Annotated in this window: 13 protein-coding genes; 10 read left to right on the forward strand and 3 right to left on the reverse strand. The window is 38.8% G+C overall.

Features of this window, described 5'->3' with window-relative positions; translation table 11 throughout:
• Positions 1-24: 24 nt before the first annotated feature.
• The 7 genes from CEF18_RS22410 to CEF18_RS22440 all read left to right on the forward strand — a co-directional run bounded on the left by CEF18_RS22410 (position 25) and on the right by CEF18_RS22440 (position 7,875).
• On the forward strand, positions 25-1,095 hold the full coding sequence (locus CEF18_RS22410) for a D-ribose ABC transporter substrate-binding protein (protein ID WP_223292432.1): 1,071 nt from the start codon (positions 25-27) through the stop codon (positions 1,093-1,095).
• A 103-nt stretch (positions 1,096-1,198) separates the two neighbouring features.
• Positions 1,199-1,861: a DUF2291 family protein gene (locus CEF18_RS22415; RefSeq protein WP_183041002.1), complete on the forward strand. Its 663-nt coding sequence runs from the start codon at positions 1,199-1,201 to the stop codon at positions 1,859-1,861.
• 5 nt (positions 1,862-1,866) lie between these two features.
• A complete protein-coding gene (locus CEF18_RS22420) occupies positions 1,867-3,387 on the forward strand; it encodes a sugar ABC transporter ATP-binding protein (RefSeq protein WP_110938705.1) in 1,521 nt (506 codons plus the stop codon).
• A gap of 41 nt (positions 3,388-3,428) precedes the next feature.
• Complete coding sequence (locus CEF18_RS22425) at positions 3,429-4,493, forward strand: ABC transporter permease (RefSeq protein WP_220693808.1); 1,065 nt, start codon at positions 3,429-3,431, stop codon at positions 4,491-4,493.
• Positions 4,494-5,110: 617 nt separating this feature from the next.
• Positions 5,111-5,935, forward strand: coding sequence for an STAS domain-containing protein (locus CEF18_RS22430; protein WP_110938706.1), 825 nt, complete (start codon positions 5,111-5,113; stop codon positions 5,933-5,935).
• A 143-nt stretch (positions 5,936-6,078) separates the two neighbouring features.
• The gene (locus CEF18_RS22435) at positions 6,079-6,372 is read left to right on the forward strand and encodes a hypothetical protein (protein WP_110938707.1); all 294 of its coding nucleotides are present in this window, start codon (positions 6,079-6,081) and stop codon (positions 6,370-6,372) included.
• 315 nt (positions 6,373-6,687) lie between these two features.
• On the forward strand, positions 6,688-7,875 hold the full coding sequence (locus CEF18_RS22440; RefSeq protein WP_110938708.1) for an aminotransferase-like domain-containing protein: 1,188 nt from the start codon (positions 6,688-6,690) through the stop codon (positions 7,873-7,875).
• 111 nt (positions 7,876-7,986) lie between these two features.
• Here CEF18_RS22440 and CEF18_RS22445 read toward each other — a convergent pair whose 3' ends face one another.
• The 3 genes from CEF18_RS22445 to CEF18_RS22455 form a co-directional block, all read right to left on the reverse strand.
• Entirely contained in the window at positions 7,987-8,835 is an 849-nt protein-coding gene (locus tag CEF18_RS22445; protein WP_110938709.1) for an EAL domain-containing protein, read from the reverse strand.
• On the reverse strand, positions 8,832-9,989 hold the full coding sequence (locus CEF18_RS22450) for a methyl-accepting chemotaxis protein (protein WP_110938710.1): 1,158 nt from the start codon (positions 9,987-9,989) through the stop codon (positions 8,832-8,834). Before CEF18_RS22450 ends, CEF18_RS22445 begins: the two co-directional genes overlap by 4 nt.
• 183 nt (positions 9,990-10,172) lie before the next feature.
• Positions 10,173-12,584 (reverse strand): S8 family serine peptidase, encoded by a 2,412-nt coding sequence (locus CEF18_RS22455; RefSeq protein ID WP_110938711.1) that lies wholly within the window; start codon positions 12,582-12,584, stop codon positions 10,173-10,175.
• 1,132 nt (positions 12,585-13,716) lie between these two features.
• Here CEF18_RS22455 and CEF18_RS22460 point away from each other — a divergent pair.
• The 3 genes from CEF18_RS22460 (at position 13,717) to CEF18_RS22470 (ending at position 17,795) form a co-directional block, all read left to right on the forward strand.
• Positions 13,717-15,225: a flagellar hook-associated protein 2 gene (locus CEF18_RS22460; RefSeq protein ID WP_110938712.1), complete on the forward strand. Its 1,509-nt coding sequence runs from the start codon at positions 13,717-13,719 to the stop codon at positions 15,223-15,225.
• Positions 15,226-15,461: 236 nt separating this feature from the next.
• Positions 15,462-17,300: a flagellar filament capping protein FliD gene (fliD, locus tag CEF18_RS22465; RefSeq protein WP_223292433.1), complete on the forward strand. Its 1,839-nt coding sequence runs from the start codon at positions 15,462-15,464 to the stop codon at positions 17,298-17,300.
• Positions 17,301-17,444: 144 nt separating this feature from the next.
• Positions 17,445-17,795, forward strand: a complete 351-nt coding sequence (locus CEF18_RS22470; RefSeq protein ID WP_110938713.1) for a flagellar protein — start codon at positions 17,445-17,447, stop codon at positions 17,793-17,795.
• The last annotated feature ends 37 nt before the right edge of the window (positions 17,796-17,832 follow it).

The following is a 17,832-nucleotide window of genomic DNA, read 5'->3' on the forward strand; positions in this document are numbered from 1 at the left end:
AAAATTCGAAAAGGGGTAAAAAGTATGAAAAAGAATCTGGTTTGTATCATTGGAATGTTACTTTTCACGCTTATGCTATTTGGCTGTGCGCAAGAAAATGCAGAGAACGTCGATAGTGCTGCAGAGGAAACGGGTAATACGAATGCTGTTGCGGATGAGCCGGTGGAAACAGATGAAGCTGAAGAAGAACCTGCCGAAACAGAGGAACCAGTAGCAACGGGAGAAAACGATTCAAACTTGATTGTTATTATTACTCCGTCTCACGATAATCCATTTTTTAAGACAGAAGCTGACGCAGCGCAAGCGAAGGCTGAAGAATTAGGTTATGAAACGCTAGTCCTTACTCATGATGATGATCCAAATAAACAAAATGAACAATATGATACGGCAATTTCTCAAAATGCAGCAGCCATCATCCTTGATAATGCAGGTGCTGATGCAACGGTAACGGCTGTTCAAAAAGCAAAAGATGCAGGTATCCCTTCTTTTTTAATTGACAGAGAAATAAATGAAACTGGTATCGCTGTTTCTCAAATCGTGGCAAATAACTATCAAGGTTCTAGTTTAGTTGCCGAAAAATTTGTGGAGGAAATGGGAGAAGAAGGAAAGTATGTTGAGTTAACTGGTAAAGAATCTGATACGAATGCCGGCGTCCGTTCGCAAGGTTTCCATGAGGTTATTGATCAATATCCAGACATGGAAATGGTCGCTACACAAAGTGCAAACTGGAGCCAAACCGAAGCATTTTCAAAAATGGAATCTATCATTCAAGCAAATAGTGATATAAAAGGTGTTATTGCAGGAAATGACACAATGGCAATGGGTGCTTATGCGGCGCTGGAAGCAGCAGGGATGGAAGATGTTATCGTTGTTGGTTTTGATGGAAGTAATGACGTCCGTGATTCTATCAAGGATGGCGGAATCAAAGCAACCGGTTTGCAGCCTGCATTTGAGATTGCACAAATGGCAGTCGATCAAGCAGATAAATATTTAAAAGAAGGCTCCACTGGCTTGGATGAAAAACAACTTGTTGATTGTATTTTAATTACCGAAGAAAATGCGGACCAACTAGACAATTTTTCTATGGCTGAATAATTTTTTTTGAAATGTGATGGAAGACTCCGAGTAAAAAATAAAGAGTCTTCCAACTTTATATTTTGCAATATTAGAACCTAAATAAGTCATGGAGTTGAATGATATGGGTTTAATACAAAAGGTCAAACATAATATGAAGGTAGTTTTATGGACAGGCGGGGTTACGTTACTTTTCTTAATGATGTTAATCACTGGCAGCACGATTGTGGACAATGAAGCGGCACTAGGAAGCGGTAGCGGCAGTGGCGATTTCAGTGCTGATGAGTATGTTGAAGCCTCTTGGGAAAGTGAAGTTCTTCCATTTATGGATGAACAAAAAAACGAATTAACAGATGTTCTTCAGCAATTTAGCGAGAGTGATCTCGAAACGGTCGGAGAAGAAATCGGTTTGACTGACGGGAGGAATTGGCACTTTATTGTTACCGGAAAAGCAGAAGTATTAACCATCGATACTGAATCTAGAAAAGGAAACTCAGAGTTAGATATCGAACCGTACGATGGTACCGCTGATGTTGTATTGCAACTTGGTCCTGTGGTTGATGGGTATGCCATCAGGGATGTCCTGACTTACATTAAGTTTGACGATTTTAGTAATCAAATAGAATGGTCACAGCTCGCAGCTGGATATAACACCAAAACATATGAAACAAATCTGGAAGGACTTGAGTTAGAAGAGGGCGCTGAAATAAGTCTTACTGGGGTTTTGACAGTGAACGATACAAGCAAAACACTTACTCCTGTATTAATAGAGGAAGGAGGCAACTAAATACTATGTACGAGAAATCCGATACAGTAGAAGTTTGCTTAGAGGCGAAACAAATTTCTAAGATTTATCCTGGTACGTTAGCTCTGGATAAGGTCGATATTAAACTGTACCGTGGAAAAGTAAATGTACTCATCGGCGAAAATGGAGCAGGTAAATCGACGCTCATGAAAATCATTGCTGGGGTTGAACAACCAACCGAGGGAACGATTCTGTTTCATGGAAATGAGGTTTCTTTTACGAATACGAGGGAAGCTGCAGAAGCGGGTATTGGTATTATTCATCAGGAGTTAAATTTATTCCCAAATTTAACGGTGGCCCAAAATATCTTCATGGCGAGGGAAAAAACGAAATACGGCAAAATAAATGAGGGAGAGCACAATAAACAGACAAAAGATGTCCTGCAAAAATTAGAACAGGCCATTGAACCGGATAAAATTGTTGGAGAACTTAGAGTAGGACAACAACAAATTATCGAAATTGCTAAAACAATGATTCAGAAAGAGTTAAGTATATTAATTATGGATGAACCGACGTCATCATTAAGTAACAAAGAGGTCGAAGTTTTGTTTCATTTAATAGAAGAATTAAAGCAACAAGGTGTTGCCATTGTTTATATCTCACACCGAATGGAAGAGATTATGCGGATAGGCGATACTGTTACGATACTTAGGGATGGAAAACTTGTTGCTTCAGAACGCGTGAGTGAAATAGATCTCCCGTGGATCGTAGAAAAAATGGTAGGTCACAGCGGCAAAAAAATTAAGAAAAACGAACATAAAAAACTAGGAAAGGAAATATTGAAAGTAGAAAATTTAGTACTTCCAAGAGAAGATGGTTTAGCCCTAGATGATGTCTCGTTTTCGCTATTTGAAGGAGAGATTCTTGGTATTTATGGGATGTTAGGAGCGGGAAGGACGGAAATTCTAGAATGTCTGATGGGCAGAAATAAAGATGTCAAAGGTGACTTTTTTGTAGATGGGAAGTATGCCAAGCCCAAGTCTGTTCCAGATCAAATTAGTAAAGGATTTGCTTATATACCAGAAGACCGTCAAAAAGAGGGGTTAATCCAATCTTTATCCGTTGCGAAGAATTTAACGATCTCGAGTCTAAAAAATTACACGTGGTTTTTCCATCTATTGAAAAAGCAGGAAGAGAACGCAGTCACAGAAACAATTAAAAACTTTTTCATTAAAGTTTCCAACAGTGATCTTCCTATTTACTCATTAAGTGGCGGAAACCAACAAAAAGTAGTGATTGGTAAATCCATTTTAACTTCACCTAAAATATTGCTCTTAGACGAGCCAACTAGAGGAATAGATATATCTGCCAAAGCTGATGTGTTTGAGATTGTCAATAAATTGGCAGACCAGGGGATCGCAGTGATATTGGTTTCCTCAGAGCTTAATGAAATGATTAATGTTGCTGATAGGGTCATTGTCCTGTCCAAGGGTAAGGTTACAGGAGAATTTACTGGAAGTGGTGTGAACGAACAATCACTTATGAGAGCAGCAACGGGTGGGGAATAACCACTTTAAAAAAGATAAGGTTTAGAAGAGGGGGAATAAAAATGCCTGAACCTACACCAAGCGTGGAAAAACCATTAAAACAAAAACAAAGCAGATCGATTAAAATGGTGCTTTTAAAAGGTAGGACATTTATTGCATTAATATTATTATTGATTATTTTTAGTATGTTAATTCCTAACTTTCTTTCGCCGCATAATTTGATATTGATATCCAAACATGTTGTTTTATATGCAATTCTCGGTATTGGGATGACCTTTGTCATTGTAACAGGTGGAATAGATTTATCGGTTGGTTCAATTGTTGGTTTGTCAGCCATGTTTGCCGGTGGATTAATCTATGAGGGCTTAGTACTCGATCCATTTGGAGTGACGATTTATTTCAGCATCATAAATGTCATTCTATTAACATTAATATTTGGAGCATTGATCGGTAGTGTGAATGGATTCATGATAACGAAGTTCAACGTTCCACCGTTTATCGCAACTTTAGGAATGCTTTACGTAGCAAGGGGATTCGCATTATTACGTTCTGAGGGATCAACTTTTCCAAACTTATCAGGTACTGCAGAACATGGTAATACAGGTTTCTCCATTCTCGGTTCAGGAACCGTTTTAGGATTGCCGTTATCGATTTGGATCATGGTGTTAATAGGTGTTATTGCAGCGTATATTTTCAAGAAAACACCATTTGGTTGGCATATATTTGCTGTTGGTGGAAATGAAAAGGCCGCGGATATTTCAGGGGTGAGAGTCAATAAAGTTAAATTGTTAGTGTATATGGTTTCCGGGTTGTGTGCGGCGATGGTTGGTTTGATTGTAGCCTCACAGCTGGGAGCAGCCCATCCTGCGACAGGAGAAACTTGGGAACTAAATGCAATTGCTGCAACCGTTTTAGGTGGCACATCATTAGCAGGTGGTCGAGGAAGTATTGGCGGTACAATTATGGGTGCTTTCGTCATAGGTGTACTTAGCGATGGTATGGTTATGATGGGTGTTTCAGAGTTTTGGCAAATGGTTATAACTGGCGGAGTAATTGTACTCGCTGTAATCGTAGACCAATTCCAAGGAAGACTACAACACAAAATGGCCCTAGAACAACGTGTCTAGGAAACAAAGGGACGGTTCTCTGCTTCCTGAAAGTCACTCTTGGAATTCAGGTCGCCAGCGATCGCTCACTTACCTCTAAAAGGGCAAAGAAAAAGTAGAAATCACCTTTTTCTTTGCCCTTAATAGATTCTCATTTAGGCGCCGTTCCTAGCACTATCCGATTTTGCTTTGAAATTGCTTAAAGAGGATGAATTCCGAACAAATTCTATAACAATAAATAATGTATTAGTTTTAAGAAAGGTTGACACCTCAACTTTAGTTGATGCAACGATTGATAAAATTGAAAATGAAATTAAAGATATGACAATTGCCATATTTGATTCAAAGAAAAGTACTACTTTAATTCTCCCCTTCCATCAAATACTTCACTCATTCCAAATATTTAGAATCTGTCGCAGATCACGTACATAATTGTGAATCAAGCGTGACTAGTAAGTAGGTATTTGGTTACAATTTTCAGCCTACTTTTGACCAATCATAAGGAAAATTTTACCTTAATATTAGATAGATTCTATTTAAAATTGTTCTACATAATTTGGAGAAATTGCGTGTGCCTGCACAAACCTTATTTTAAGTTATAATAAGTTAACTAGAATAGAAAAAAGGTGTGAATATGGATGACCCCATTATTAAATTTTTCCAGGTACATAAGTGAAGATGCGGAATCTTTAGCTAGTGAAGTTGTTGAAGGTGTTCTAAGCAGAATGAAACTAGATATTCCGCAATTGGAAAAAGAGCAAGCCAATGTTATGTATATTGAGCTTTTTGGATTTTTGGGAGAGTCATTAATTGATGAAGACAAAGAAGTGTTTCCAGATACCTTAATTGAGTGGAGTAAAAAAAATGCAGAAATGCAAGTGTCATCTGGAGGGGGAATTTCAGAAATTGTTAGGCGTTATCCACCAACACGGGAAGTCTTTAATGAAATAATAACAGGAATTAGTATAGAGATTGGTTTGTCTGTAAACGAAAATGCTTTTGTGTTAAAAAGGGTAAACACGTTGTTAGATGTCAGCTTAAATGAAACCTTTTTATCATTCGAACGTCTTTCCGATAAGTTCAAGAAAGATAAACAAAAAGAACTCCTAAAATTGTCGGCACCTATTGTGCCTGTTAAAGATAATACCGTGATTCTCCCACTGATTGGTGATGTTGATACGAATAGTGTCAAACATATATTGGACAATGTCGTTCCTAGAATTGCTGAAATGGGAGTTAAATATGTGATAGCTGATTTTTCGGGTGCCTTAACAATTAATGTTCAAATTGCACAATCGCTTCATAAAATAGGGGGGACGCTTCGTTTAATGGGTATAGATGTAGTTATTGCAGGTTTACGTCCTGATATGGTACAAACAGTTGTAAAAAGTAATATTGATATGTCTGCTATCAAGTCTTTTGCTAGTGTTAAGCAAGCTTTAGAGAGCATTCAGGAAGCGTAGGGACGGTTCTCTGCTTCCTAATTATTGGATTAGATGAGACTATAAGTTGAGAATAAACGTGAGTCACCCAGGTTGTTTTTCGTTCTGTACATGCTATGACCATAAATAGGTTATACTATACATAGTAGCTAAGGAGGAATCGTATGGATTTAGAAAATGTATGGGAAACGAAAGAAACGCTGAGAGAAGAATGGCGTGAGCATAAAGATATTCTAGTGGGAGCAAAATTTTCAGGAGCAAAAAAAGAGTGGGAAAAATTATTTACACAAATTCTAAATGCTAATGGGATTCTTCTTCAATCGAACAAAAAAAGTGAACAGTACTTTGTAGAAGAAAACACTGGTGTAAAACTTCAGGGCGGCGATTTAAAAGAACGGCTTGAAAGCTTTTTAGAAGAAGGTGTTATTACCAAAATCGCCTATCATTACGGATTTTAGGTTCTTGATAGACAATGATATAAGAAAAGGGCATTGAAAAAGTCGATTTACTTTTTTCAATGCCCTTTTAGTCGTGGAAGCGCAGGGACGGTTCTCTGCTTCAAAAGGCTAAATTCAAAGATAAATCAGCTATATTTCTAATCAGATATCCGGAAGCTCTCCAACTTTAGGTACACAAGAACATTAAGAGTCTCTATTTGAACGTAATTAATCTTAAAATAGTCATCAAAAAAGCAAACTGTTATGTTATGATAATAGTTATCTGATTTTTTCAAATATATGATTATTTAATTACTATAAAGGGTGGGGAATTTCGTGAAATATGGGTTTGCACAACGTGTTCGTTACATGCGATCTTCAGCTGTTAGAGATATTTTAAAGGTTGCTAATAAAGAGAATGTGATCTCCTTTGCAGGAGGAATGCCGGATGAGGATCTTTTTCCGGTAGAGGCAGTGCGCCATGCATTTGATAAAGCTCTTACTTCCGGCAATAAAACCCTTCAATATGGAGAGACGGAAGGTGTGATGGAGTTACGCGAGATATTAGTGGATAGGATGATGAAAAAAGGGATTCATCGGAAAGCAGAAGATATTTTAGTGACTTCCGGATCCCAGCAAGCGATTGACTTGTTCTCCAGAATTATGTTTAATCCGGGGGATATTGTCTTAACAGAGAATCCAACGTATCTTGCAGCTTTGCAAGTGTTCAACTCCTATGAAGTTAACATTGTTCCCGTAAAATCGGATAATGATGGCATGATTCAAGAAGATCTTGAAGAAAAAATTGTAAGGTTAAAGCCAAAATGTATTTATGTTGTTCCTACATACTCAAACCCGGATGGCAAAGTGTGGTCGCTTGAACGTCGGAAGCATTTACTTGCGCTGGCTAATAAGTACCATGTTGTGATTTTTGAGGATGATCCATATGGTGATCTTCAGTTTGATTCCGCGGAAAAGGTTCCGCCTTTAGCTTCGATGGATGACAATAAATATGTCCTTTATACGAGCACTTTTTCGAAAACAGTGGTGCCGGCACTGCGAACTGGCTGGATTGTTGGACCGCATCAAATCATCCGTTTAATGGCCCAAGCGAAGCAAGCAACAGACTTGCACACGAACTCCCTTTCTCAACATGCCTTGATTCATTTAATGAATGATTTTGATATTGATAATCACATACAGACTCTCATATCTGCATACCGGGAAAGAATGTATATTATGAAAGGTTTGCTTGATAGCGTGGATAATGATGAAATAAGTTACGTGACCCCGCGTGGAGGAATGTTCCTCTGGGTCAATTTACCTAAGCAAGTGAATACAACAAAACTGTTAACTACGGCTGTTGATCACGGTGTAGCATACGTTCCAGGTGCTCCATTTTATGTAAAAAAGCCGAATCAAAACACACTTCGGCTAAACTTCACAAATGCCAAACCAGACCAAATAAAACTAGGGATGGAACGGCTCGTTTCTGTGATAGGGGACGGTTCTCTGCTTCCTTAATCGGGAGCGACTTTACAGATTCCAAGTACACAAAAACAACTCCCAAAAACCTTTGGGAGTTGTTTTTGTGTGCCCGTTTTACACACTATACCAGTCATTCAAACTGAGACACTAGCAACTAGCGATACTCGCTGATGGAAGTAGCTGAGGAAAGTGAGGGGAGGTTTGCGGGTGTTCAATAAAATACCCTTGCACGAAAGTAATTCCGAGCTCACGGATGGTTGCAAGCTCCGCTTTTTCTTCGATTCCTTCTGCAATCACTTCTGCTCCGGTCGCTTTTGCATAGCGAACAAATAAAGAAACAAGTGCTTGCTGAGAAGGAGAGTGATGAATGTCTTGAATGAAGGAGCGGTCCAATTTTATATAATCCGGTTGTAAATGTAGAATCGTTTTTAAACTGTTATAGCCGGAACCGACGTCATCGATAGCAATGCGAAATCCCTGAGAACGATAGTTATCGACGACTTTTTTCAATCGGGCATAATCAGAAACATTTTGTTTTTCGGTGATTTCAAAAACGACCTGTTCAGGACGAAGACCGATCTTTTCCAATACTTTTCGTGTAGCACCTTGCTTATAGAGTTCATCCTCTAATACATTCGGGTGGACGTTGAGGAATAATTTCGTCTTTCGTTTTTCCTGACAATCCGTTTGCTGTGAATAAATCGTCAAAGCCTTTTCCCGTGCCGTTCGCTCGTAGCAAAAAACCTGATTCGATTTTCCTAAGAAATCGTAAAAAGTCTCGACATATGGGAATATATCTGAATTCTTCGGTCTGTTTAAAACCTCTTGGCCGACCGTTTCTCCGCTGGCAAGATGGACGATCGGTTGAAAATAGGGAGTCATCGTTTCATTTTTGATGATTTGATCAAGTTCTTGATGTTGTTTGTGCTCTTGGTGAACTTGGTGCCAAGCCGAGTGTAAAGAGCGCAAGACATCAAGTAAGTAGGAGTGCTTCACAGGAAAGTTTCTCCTGTATTAACCACGTTATTACTTGTTGCTTCTCTTAAACTGCGAATAAAGCTCATCGATTCGTCACTGCACTGTTTCACAGCGTCGGCTTGTTTTGCCATGTTTTTCAACATCTGACTTACCTGGGTAACTTCCTCATGCAGAGCGGAAAATTCTTCATTTGTACTCATCAATTTTTGGCGAAATTGATTCATTTTTTCCTGAGATTGGTGTTGTTGTGTTGTTGTTTGTGCAATGACGTTTGTGGTTTCGTGGACATCGGTTTGAATAATTTTCGTTGCCAATTTTGTCTCTACTGCTAGGGCTCGAACTTCTTTTGCAACAACGGCAAATCCTTTTCCTGCCTCACCAGCTCTTGCTGCTTCAATTGTTGCATTCAAGGAGAGAATATTAACTTTGTCGGTGATCATTTCGATCGTATTTAGTGCTGTGGTGATCGCCTTGGCTTTTTCATTCAATTTTGTAACGGTTCGTTGCTGCTCTTCCATATCCAACCATTGCGATTTCGCGTGGATGATCATTTCTGTCATGAAATCGCGGCTTTTCTCAGCACGTTTGCCAATTGCACCAGCAGTATCCTGACCTTGAAAGCTTGTTTGTTCAACTTGCTGAACGTCTTCTTCAATCGTCTGAACATGGGCTTCTAATTGTGTCAAATAGGCCTGTTGGTCAGCGCGAATGAGGTCCTGAACCGATGCGGAAAGTTCCATTAAATCAGTCATCGTCAAATACCCGACAAGAAGAGAATTTACCTCAATAAATACTGCGTCAAATTTATCTTTCTCTTCCCGCTGAAGGGCCTGAGATATGATCTCGGAGACAGGATGATTCAAGGTGAAAACGAGAGGATTTTTTTTAGCGAAAATATGTATTGGCCGGTTGATAAATAAACTGAAACCGAAGCGTGAACCCATTTTTTGATAAAAGTGATTGATCATGATGTAGCCTTGATGATGAAAAGGCTCCTCAATTACAATACACTCCGTCTTCGAACTCTTTAAATAATCAACGAGATTTGCGCTCACTTTATAGGCATCCATGCGGTGAATGGTGCGCATCGTCTTTTGTATGAGTTGTGACTCCTGAGAATCGCTAGTGAATTTTAAGTGTTTGTTGGTTTCAACCGTTACTAAAGACACCATACCTATGACCTCCTTCTGATATGTTATATTATGCCAGTCATTTGTTAAGGTAATGTAAATATATAATAAAGTCTTTGTGAAGTTAGATGTCGCCTTAAATTTTAGGTGAAATAGATTTTTCTAGTGGATAAATAATAGACAGTAAAAAGGACAAGAGGATTTCAAACCTCTTGTCCTTTTTCTTCAATCAATATCTGCATTAATTGTTAAGACGCCACCAGTTAACTCAAACTCATTAACTCCTGTTTTTGCGTAAGCGTTAATTTGGTAAGATCCAGGTACTAGTGGCTCACCATCAATTGTCATATCCCAGCTGAATCTGTGAACTCCTGGGGCAACATTTGTTGCTGAAGAAGGCTCAGCAAGTAGTTCACCTGTATTGGCGTTTCTAATACGAAGGTTGAACACTTCTGCTCCACCTGGCACATTGACAGTACCTACCAAGTCACTGCCGGAAAGTCCAAGATCTAATCCAGAAAGCATAGGATAATCAGGCTCTTGTACGAAAAGAATCGTTGGTACTTCCACGGTTTGATCGCCGTTACTTAAAAGGAGAGTCCCTTCATAGTAACCAGGTTCAAGATTACTTGTATCGACTTGAACATCAAAGTTGATGTCTTGCGTTTTGCCCGGTTGTACATATAAATTCTTACTCGTTTGCACTTTAATTCCTTCGTGTCCTGTGAATTCAAGAGAATAATTCTTACGTTCATTAGATAGATTATTGATTGTGAAGCTTTGACGTTGTACTTCTTTTCCACTGTCTTTTGTGAAGACTCCAAAAGAGTGACTGCCAGGTGTGACAAGTGTATCTGTTTGGATAGCATCAAGAACACGGATGCTACCTGCACCCTGGCTGTTATGTGGATACAGGGTTCCATCTTTATCATAAACACTTTCAGCGGTATTCATTAACGCAGCTTTTACAAAATCTACACTCCAATCTGGATTTGCATCTAAAACTAGTGCTGCTGCACCAGCAACGTGTGGAGCTGACATGCTAGTCCCTTGCATTGAAGCATAACCGTGCGGATTGGCAGGGTCATGAGTAGGAACTGTACTTACTATCGCAACACCAGGTGCGGATACATCCGGTTTAATCATCCATGTGTCCATTACAGGGCCACGGGATGAGAAGTCAGCAATTGTTTCATCGACTTCTTGATCAAATGCAATGTCAAACGTTATCGTGTTATGTCCAGCTTCTAGTTCGGCTAAAAGTTTTTCTCCGTCTTCTAATGTCGTCATAATTGTAGGGACAGCCAATCCAGGTACTTCGGGTTGTGCACCAGCAACGTTATTATAAATAACGGCACCAATAGCGCCTGCATTTGCAGCATTGATAGCTTTATTAACAAAAGCATAGTTACCACGTTGCATGAAAGCGATTTTCCCTTCAAGGTCTTTCCCTTCAAAGTCTTCCGCTGTACCGGCAAGTCCAACATCGACTAATTCAAATTCCTCTTCATTTAAAGCTAGTAACTCCTCGTCACTAGGGAAGCCCATGACTTTTGCCGAAGGATATTCTACCCCGTCTGAAGTAGAAATTGCAGCGCTATATAAGTTATAAGGAAGTTGAGTTGCCCCTACGGAAATAGCTTCCCTGGATGTACCGGGTGAACCAACTGTCCAGTTAGTAGGACCACTGTTTCCGTTTGAGGTAACGGTCACTACGCCATTAGCCATTGCGGTGTCTAAAGCAATACTTGTCGCATAGTCAGGATTATTTACGGTAGCGCCTAAAGATAGGTTCATCACGTCGGCACCATCTTCTACTGCTAATTCAATACCAGCAATAACATGTTGAGTCGTACCACTTCCACCAGGTCCGAGTACTCGATACGCAAGTAGTGTTGCATCTGGAGCGACTCCCTTAATTGCTCCATTTGCTGCAATAGTACCGGAGACGTGAGAACCGTGGTTCGTCGCATCCTCAGGATCGCCACCGGGTGGGGTTTCTTGTGGATCATTATCGTTATCTACAAAATCCCAGCCTTTGTAGTCGGCAAATGCATGCTCTAAGTCAGGATGTGTATGATCGGCACCAGTGTCAATAACAGCAACAGTGACACCGTCGCCAGTAAATCCAGCATCCCATGCTTCATTTGAACCGATGAATGGCGCGCTGTCCATCATCATGGGACTAAATGATTCAGAATCGATAATTTCTTCTTTGTTGTCAAAATTCACTTCATACGTTTCATTCGCATATACCGCTTTTACACCTGGTACAGCTAGTAAACTTAAAATCTTATTTTGAGCGATCTCTACAGAGAAACCAGAGAAAACGTAATCGTACTCTTGGTTCACCTTACCTGCACTATTCTTTACTTCGGTAATAACTTTCTCACGCATTTCTTTCAGATGGTTTTTCGATTGATATTTTCCTTTATGCTTTGCTTGCAAAATGGATTCTTCTTCTAATTCAACAATCACCGTGATAGGTTCTGAAGAGGATTCATTCACATTCAAATGCAAAGAAGCGAAAGTAGGCGTCTGGTTTGTTGTACTAGCAAAACCTAAACTACTGAAACTGGTAACTGATAATAAAATTATTAACACATAAATAGAAAGTAATTGTAGCTTTTGTCGCATGTAAGTTCTCCCCCTTTACGTTTTTATCATCACTAAAGATAGAGAATTATCCCTCATCCACCTCCTGATTGATCTTTCTATCTCAATACTTAGAATTTTACAACTTTATTTAATATATTCCTATAAATTATGCAGAAATAAGTACATACTCCCGAGCGATATATGTTTATATAGAAAAAAATGAAATATAGGGAAAAGACTCAAAAGTATCCTGACTTATATATATATAAATAAAAAATTGAAAAGTTGGGTAATATTGCTAAAATTAGGGCTTAAATTGTTATTATTAGTAATTCAAGCAAAATAAGTTTTGCAAAATAATGATAAAAACTTAGGTTAAATTAACTAGGTTAAAAGTATTTATTTAGTGTAAATAGTTGTGGAATTTAGTTAAAATAATTTTTAATGAGGGGTAATTTTGGGGGGGAATGGCATAAAATTATTTTGAAGGAAACATTTATGGATCTTAGTGTACGACAAGAGTACCTGCGGCCAGATTAATACAATAAAAATAGACCGTCATTTATAGATAATGTAGAGATCGGCTCTAGAAATAAAGCAATAATTAAAGTCATTATTAAACTAACTGCAGGCTTAGATATACTGTTGGTGAAAAGGGGGCGGAACCAAATAAACATATCATCAGCAGAAAAATTGTGATCTCGTTCAGGGTTATTATTTTTGTCGACCTGTGTCAGCTGAAAAATTTGTTCTTACATATATTGGCGAAAAAGGATTATAATCATGGATGAAAAGAATAAGAAAAGGCTCTTTCAGTTAGGAGCAAATGAAAATGTACGATCTAGTCGAAATAATACTAAAACGTATGAAGGTTTTGGCAGATGTGACAGCCGATGCTCAAATTTTGCTGCAAGAAGAAATGAAATGCAGTGAATAAGGAATTGAAGGACCTAAATTGAAAAGTTCAAAGAGAGCATCACTAAAATTCATTTAATAATATAAAACTCTAAACAATTGGTCCTTAAAGTCGATATAACTAGTAGAGAATAGATGTTAGAAGACTAAAAACAGAAAAAAGTGGAAAGATCTAACGCTTTTTTGTTTTTTAATTAGATGGAGAAACTCACTTTGTAGGATTCTTCGTTTTTAAAATAGGAAAAGGGGTTTTTTGATGAGACTTTCAGGTTTTGCTTCGGGTATGGATATCAATCAGATGGTAAAGGATTTGATGAAGGCAGAGAGACAACCAATGCAGAAGATGGAGCAGGATCAAAAAGAATTGATTCTGAAAATGGGTGAGTATAGAGAAGTAAACCGGGAGTTTCTGGAGTTTAGGAACAATACGTTTGATACCATTATGCGAAGAGCGAATATGGATGCAAAACAAGTGAGTAGTTCGAATGAAGCGTTGGTCAGCGGGACTGCTTCAGCTGGTGCTTCTAATGGGACGTATACGATTTCGAATGTATCGCAGCTTGCAACTGCTGAGTATCATTCTAGCAGTCAAGGAATTATTAATAGCGATGGTGCTCAAGTAGATCCTAATGCTAGCTTATTGGACCAATTCGGAAAAAATTCCGTAGGATTTTCGATCACGACTTATGATAAGGCGGGGGCGGCAGTAACTAACTCTTTTTCCTTTGACGGTGCAGATACCTTAAATGGTGTATTAAGTGAGATTAACAATTCTGAATTGGGTGTTCAAGCTTTTTTTGATGAGCATAGTGGGAAAATTTCTATGTCTAGAACAGAAGTCGGTGTCTATAACGAAGGTGGAAATGAGATAGAATTTACGGGTGCCTTCTTAACGGATACATTGCACATGACAGGCACACCTGATAATACTGCTCAAAATGCTGTTTTTACTATGAATGGTTTAACAACCGAACGTCAAAGCAATGATTTTGATATAAATGGACTGAACATCTCACTGAAAAGTGAGACTACAGAATCTGTCTCATTAACTGTTTCTAATAACACGGATGATATTTTTGACACGGTAATGGGATTTGTCGATGATTACAATAAACTGATTGAAATGGTAGGCGGTAAGGTGTCACAGGAATATCACCGTGATTATGCGCCACTTACGGATGAACAACGGGGGGATATGTCGGATTCAGAGATTGAGATGTGGGAAGAAAGAGCACATAGTGGTCTCGTTCGAAATGATAGAATTCTATCAGGAGCATTAACTCAGATGAGGCAGGATATATATGCTCCAGTAAATGGGGATGCTAATCTTGCGTTCTCTCAAATTGCTGAACTTGGAATTACAACAACTAGTAATTATCAGGACCGTGGACGCTTGGAAGTTGATGAGACAAAACTGCGTGCAGCGATTGATCAAGATCCAGAGGCTGTTTTCCAAATGTTTGCTGCAGATGGTGAAACGCATGAGGAAAAAGGAATTGCTAGAAGAGTTCGCGAAACACTTAACGATCAAATGCAGGTTATATCAAGACGAGCTGGTGGTTCTGATGCAGCATCCAACCAATCTTTTACAATGGGGCGAGAAATTGATCAGGCCAGTGATCGTATTACTAATTTTGAACGACGTATGCAACAAGTAGAGGATCGTTACTGGTCGCAATTTACTGCAATGGAACAAGCGATGGCTCAGGCGAATGCCCAAGCGGAACAATTAATGTCCTTTACTGGTGGCGGACAAATGATGTAAGTTTAAAGTGGGAAATGGTGATCAACACAATTAATTTGTGTTTGGTTGCCTTTTTTTATTTACCAAATTATGGCGGGTCTGACCCCTTTAGGACCTTATCCTAATAATATTGTGTGATTGGTATTAACAAATAAGCTTGAGTATCCGATATATCTAATAGATGAGAAGTAAAAGTAAGAAAAAGTTTAGAATGAAACTGAATATACAATAGAATATAGGACGAGGAGTGTTGGAAGTTGAGACTTTCAGGCTTTGCCACAGGTATGGATATTAATCAGATGGTGCAGGATTTAATGCGTGCGGAACGTATGCCAATGGATCGGTTGAAACAAGATAAACAAGTTATTGAATGGCGTATGGCAGAATACCGGTCTGTTAACTTGAAATTAGATCAGTTTCGGACGAATATTTTTGATACGGTGTTAAGAAGATCTAATATGATGAGTAATAAAGCATCGAGTTCTAATTCTTCTCTTGTAACAGCCACAGCTACTTCTTCGGCTAGTGCAGGAACATTGAGGATTAGTGAGGTATCGCAGCTAGCTAATGCAGCTTCAAATGCTAGTAGTACAGCAATTACGGATGGAACAAAAATTGATGCTACGAAATCATTTAAGGATCAAGCTTTTGGTGATAATACAGTTTGGACGCAAGGAATAGTTAATCGCGAAGTAGTAACTGTTTCTGAAAAAACTTCAACGATTTCATTAACTCAAGAGCTTGGAAATGCTGATTCCGTTGTGGTGAAGGTGAATGGAGCTTCCTTTAAAGTAGTGGAAACATTTAGTGAGGATGCGACTATTCGTGCGACTGAAGTAATGAGAGATGATGCTAATAAAGCACTCGTATTCGGTAAGGAACTAGCTAAAGATCAAAAAGTGGAAGTTACTGCTTTCTCAGCAAGTGCAACCGGGGAAGATTTTTATTCTGAAACTAGCATAACAGCCTTTAATGCTAAGGGAGAAAAAGTCACAGATAAGTTTGTATTTACAAGTGATCAAACGATGAATGATGTAATTAAACAGATGAATGCGTCTCCTACAGGTGTTAATGTCTTTTATGATGAGCATTCTGATAAACTGTCTGTCATTAGAAAGGAAACCGGACAATTTAATACAGATCAAGTATGGGGAACAGATCCTAAAGAGTTTAATAGTGAAATGATGTTTACTGGTGATTTGTTTCAAAATGGATTTCAATTAGATTCATCCAATGATACAGGTAATGAAATTGGGGGACAGAATGCTAGTTTTACGATCAATGGATTAACCACAGAACGTCAATCCAACACATTTACTATAAACGGTGTTTCTATTAGTCTTCAAGGTACTTTTACAGAGAACCAAGCAGTCACGCTGAATACATCAACAAACGTCGATTCTATCATGGACACTATAAAAGGTTTTGTTAAGGAATATAATGAATTATTAGAACTGGTCAACGGAAAAATCAAAGAAGATGTTCATCGTGATTTCCGTCCTCTTTCAGAAGAACAACGCAAGGAAATGTCCGATACTGAAATAGAGCGTTGGGAAGAAAAAGCAATGAGTGGAATGCTTCGAAATGATCAAACGCTTCGAAATGGATTTACAAAGTTTCGTACAGATATGTATGCTCCTGTATCGATGGGATTTGACGGTGCATTTAATCAACTCACGGAAATAGGAATAAAAACTACGAGTAACTATAGAGAAGGCGGAAAACTGGAGATTAATGAAGACAAGCTTCGTGCAGCGATCGAACAAGATCCGGAGTCGGTCTATCAGTTATTTGCTGCTGATGGTACTACGAGTGCTGAAAAAGGACTGGCACGTAGAATTCGAGACAGTGCTAATGGTTTAATCGAGCAGATTTCTCAACGAGCAGGTGGATTAAAAGGTCGTAGTTCAAATCATCAATTTACTCTTGGACGAGAAATGACGCGTATCGAAGACAGACTTACTAATTTCGAGCGTCGATTGCAGCAAGTGGAAAATAGATATTGGGCACAATTCACAGCCATGGAAAAAGCCGTCGCACAATCAAATTCTCAGGGTGAGGCATTGTTTGCGCAAATGTTCGGTGGACAGCAATAACTAAAGAGTTGAAGCGAAAGGGGTCAGTCCCCTCCCCAGTAGCACCTACACGTAATTCATAGGTGCTACTGGGGGTGGCCGAAAGCTCACGCTGTATTTAATAAAAGACACTACGCGTTTTTCTTAGAAGATTGGAGGCTGAGTATGTCAGCTATCACGGAGTTACACACAGTTACAAAGGCCCTGTACGGTCATCTGCAGCAGACGATGCCCAAGGATGAAGGGCGAGAGGAATACATTGAAGTTATTGAGAATTATCTTGGTGAACGCCAGCCTTTAATGGATAAAGTATCTCAACCTTCAGGAGCGGAAGAAGAGTTTGCGAATGATATCGTCAAAATGAATAAAGAAATCAATTTGAAAATGGTTGCAATTCAAGCTGAAATTAGAATGGATTTAAATCGTTTAAAAATGCGTAAACAAACGGGAAAAAAATATGAAAACCCATATGACGGACCTACATCGGATGGAATATTTTTTGATTCTAAGAAATAATCAGTATTAGATTCGAAGTTTTCAGTTTTTTTCTAAA

It is taken from the genome of Salipaludibacillus neizhouensis (assembly GCF_002886185.1).
Lineage (GTDB): Bacteria > Bacillota > Bacilli > Bacillales > Salisediminibacteriaceae > Salipaludibacillus > Salipaludibacillus neizhouensis.

Excerpts from the sequence above, each read along its gene's own strand:
- CEF18_RS22415 (WP_183041002.1), top strand. The coding sequence starts at position 1,199 with ATGGGTTTAATACAAAAGGTCAAACATAATATGAAGGTAGTTTTATGG.
- CEF18_RS22420 (WP_110938705.1), top strand. The coding sequence starts at position 1,867 with ATGTACGAGAAATCCGATACAGTAGAAGTTTGCTTAGAGGCGAAACAA.
- CEF18_RS22430 (WP_110938706.1), top strand. The coding sequence starts at position 5,111 with ATGACCCCATTATTAAATTTTTCCAGGTACATAAGTGAAGATGCGGAA.
- CEF18_RS22455 (WP_110938711.1), bottom strand. The coding sequence starts at position 12,584 with ATGCGACAAAAGCTACAATTACTTTCTATTTATGTGTTAATAATTTTA.
- CEF18_RS22435 (WP_110938707.1), top strand. The coding sequence starts at position 6,079 with ATGGATTTAGAAAATGTATGGGAAACGAAAGAAACGCTGAGAGAAGAA.
- CEF18_RS22460 (WP_110938712.1), top strand. The coding sequence starts at position 13,717 with ATGAGACTTTCAGGTTTTGCTTCGGGTATGGATATCAATCAGATGGTA.
- CEF18_RS22450 (WP_110938710.1), bottom strand. The coding sequence starts at position 9,989 with ATGGTGTCTTTAGTAACGGTTGAAACCAACAAACACTTAAAATTCACT.
- CEF18_RS22470 (WP_110938713.1), top strand. The coding sequence starts at position 17,445 with ATGTCAGCTATCACGGAGTTACACACAGTTACAAAGGCCCTGTACGGT.
- CEF18_RS22410 (WP_223292432.1), top strand. The coding sequence starts at position 25 with ATGAAAAAGAATCTGGTTTGTATCATTGGAATGTTACTTTTCACGCTT.
- CEF18_RS22425 (WP_220693808.1), top strand. The coding sequence starts at position 3,429 with ATGCCTGAACCTACACCAAGCGTGGAAAAACCATTAAAACAAAAACAA.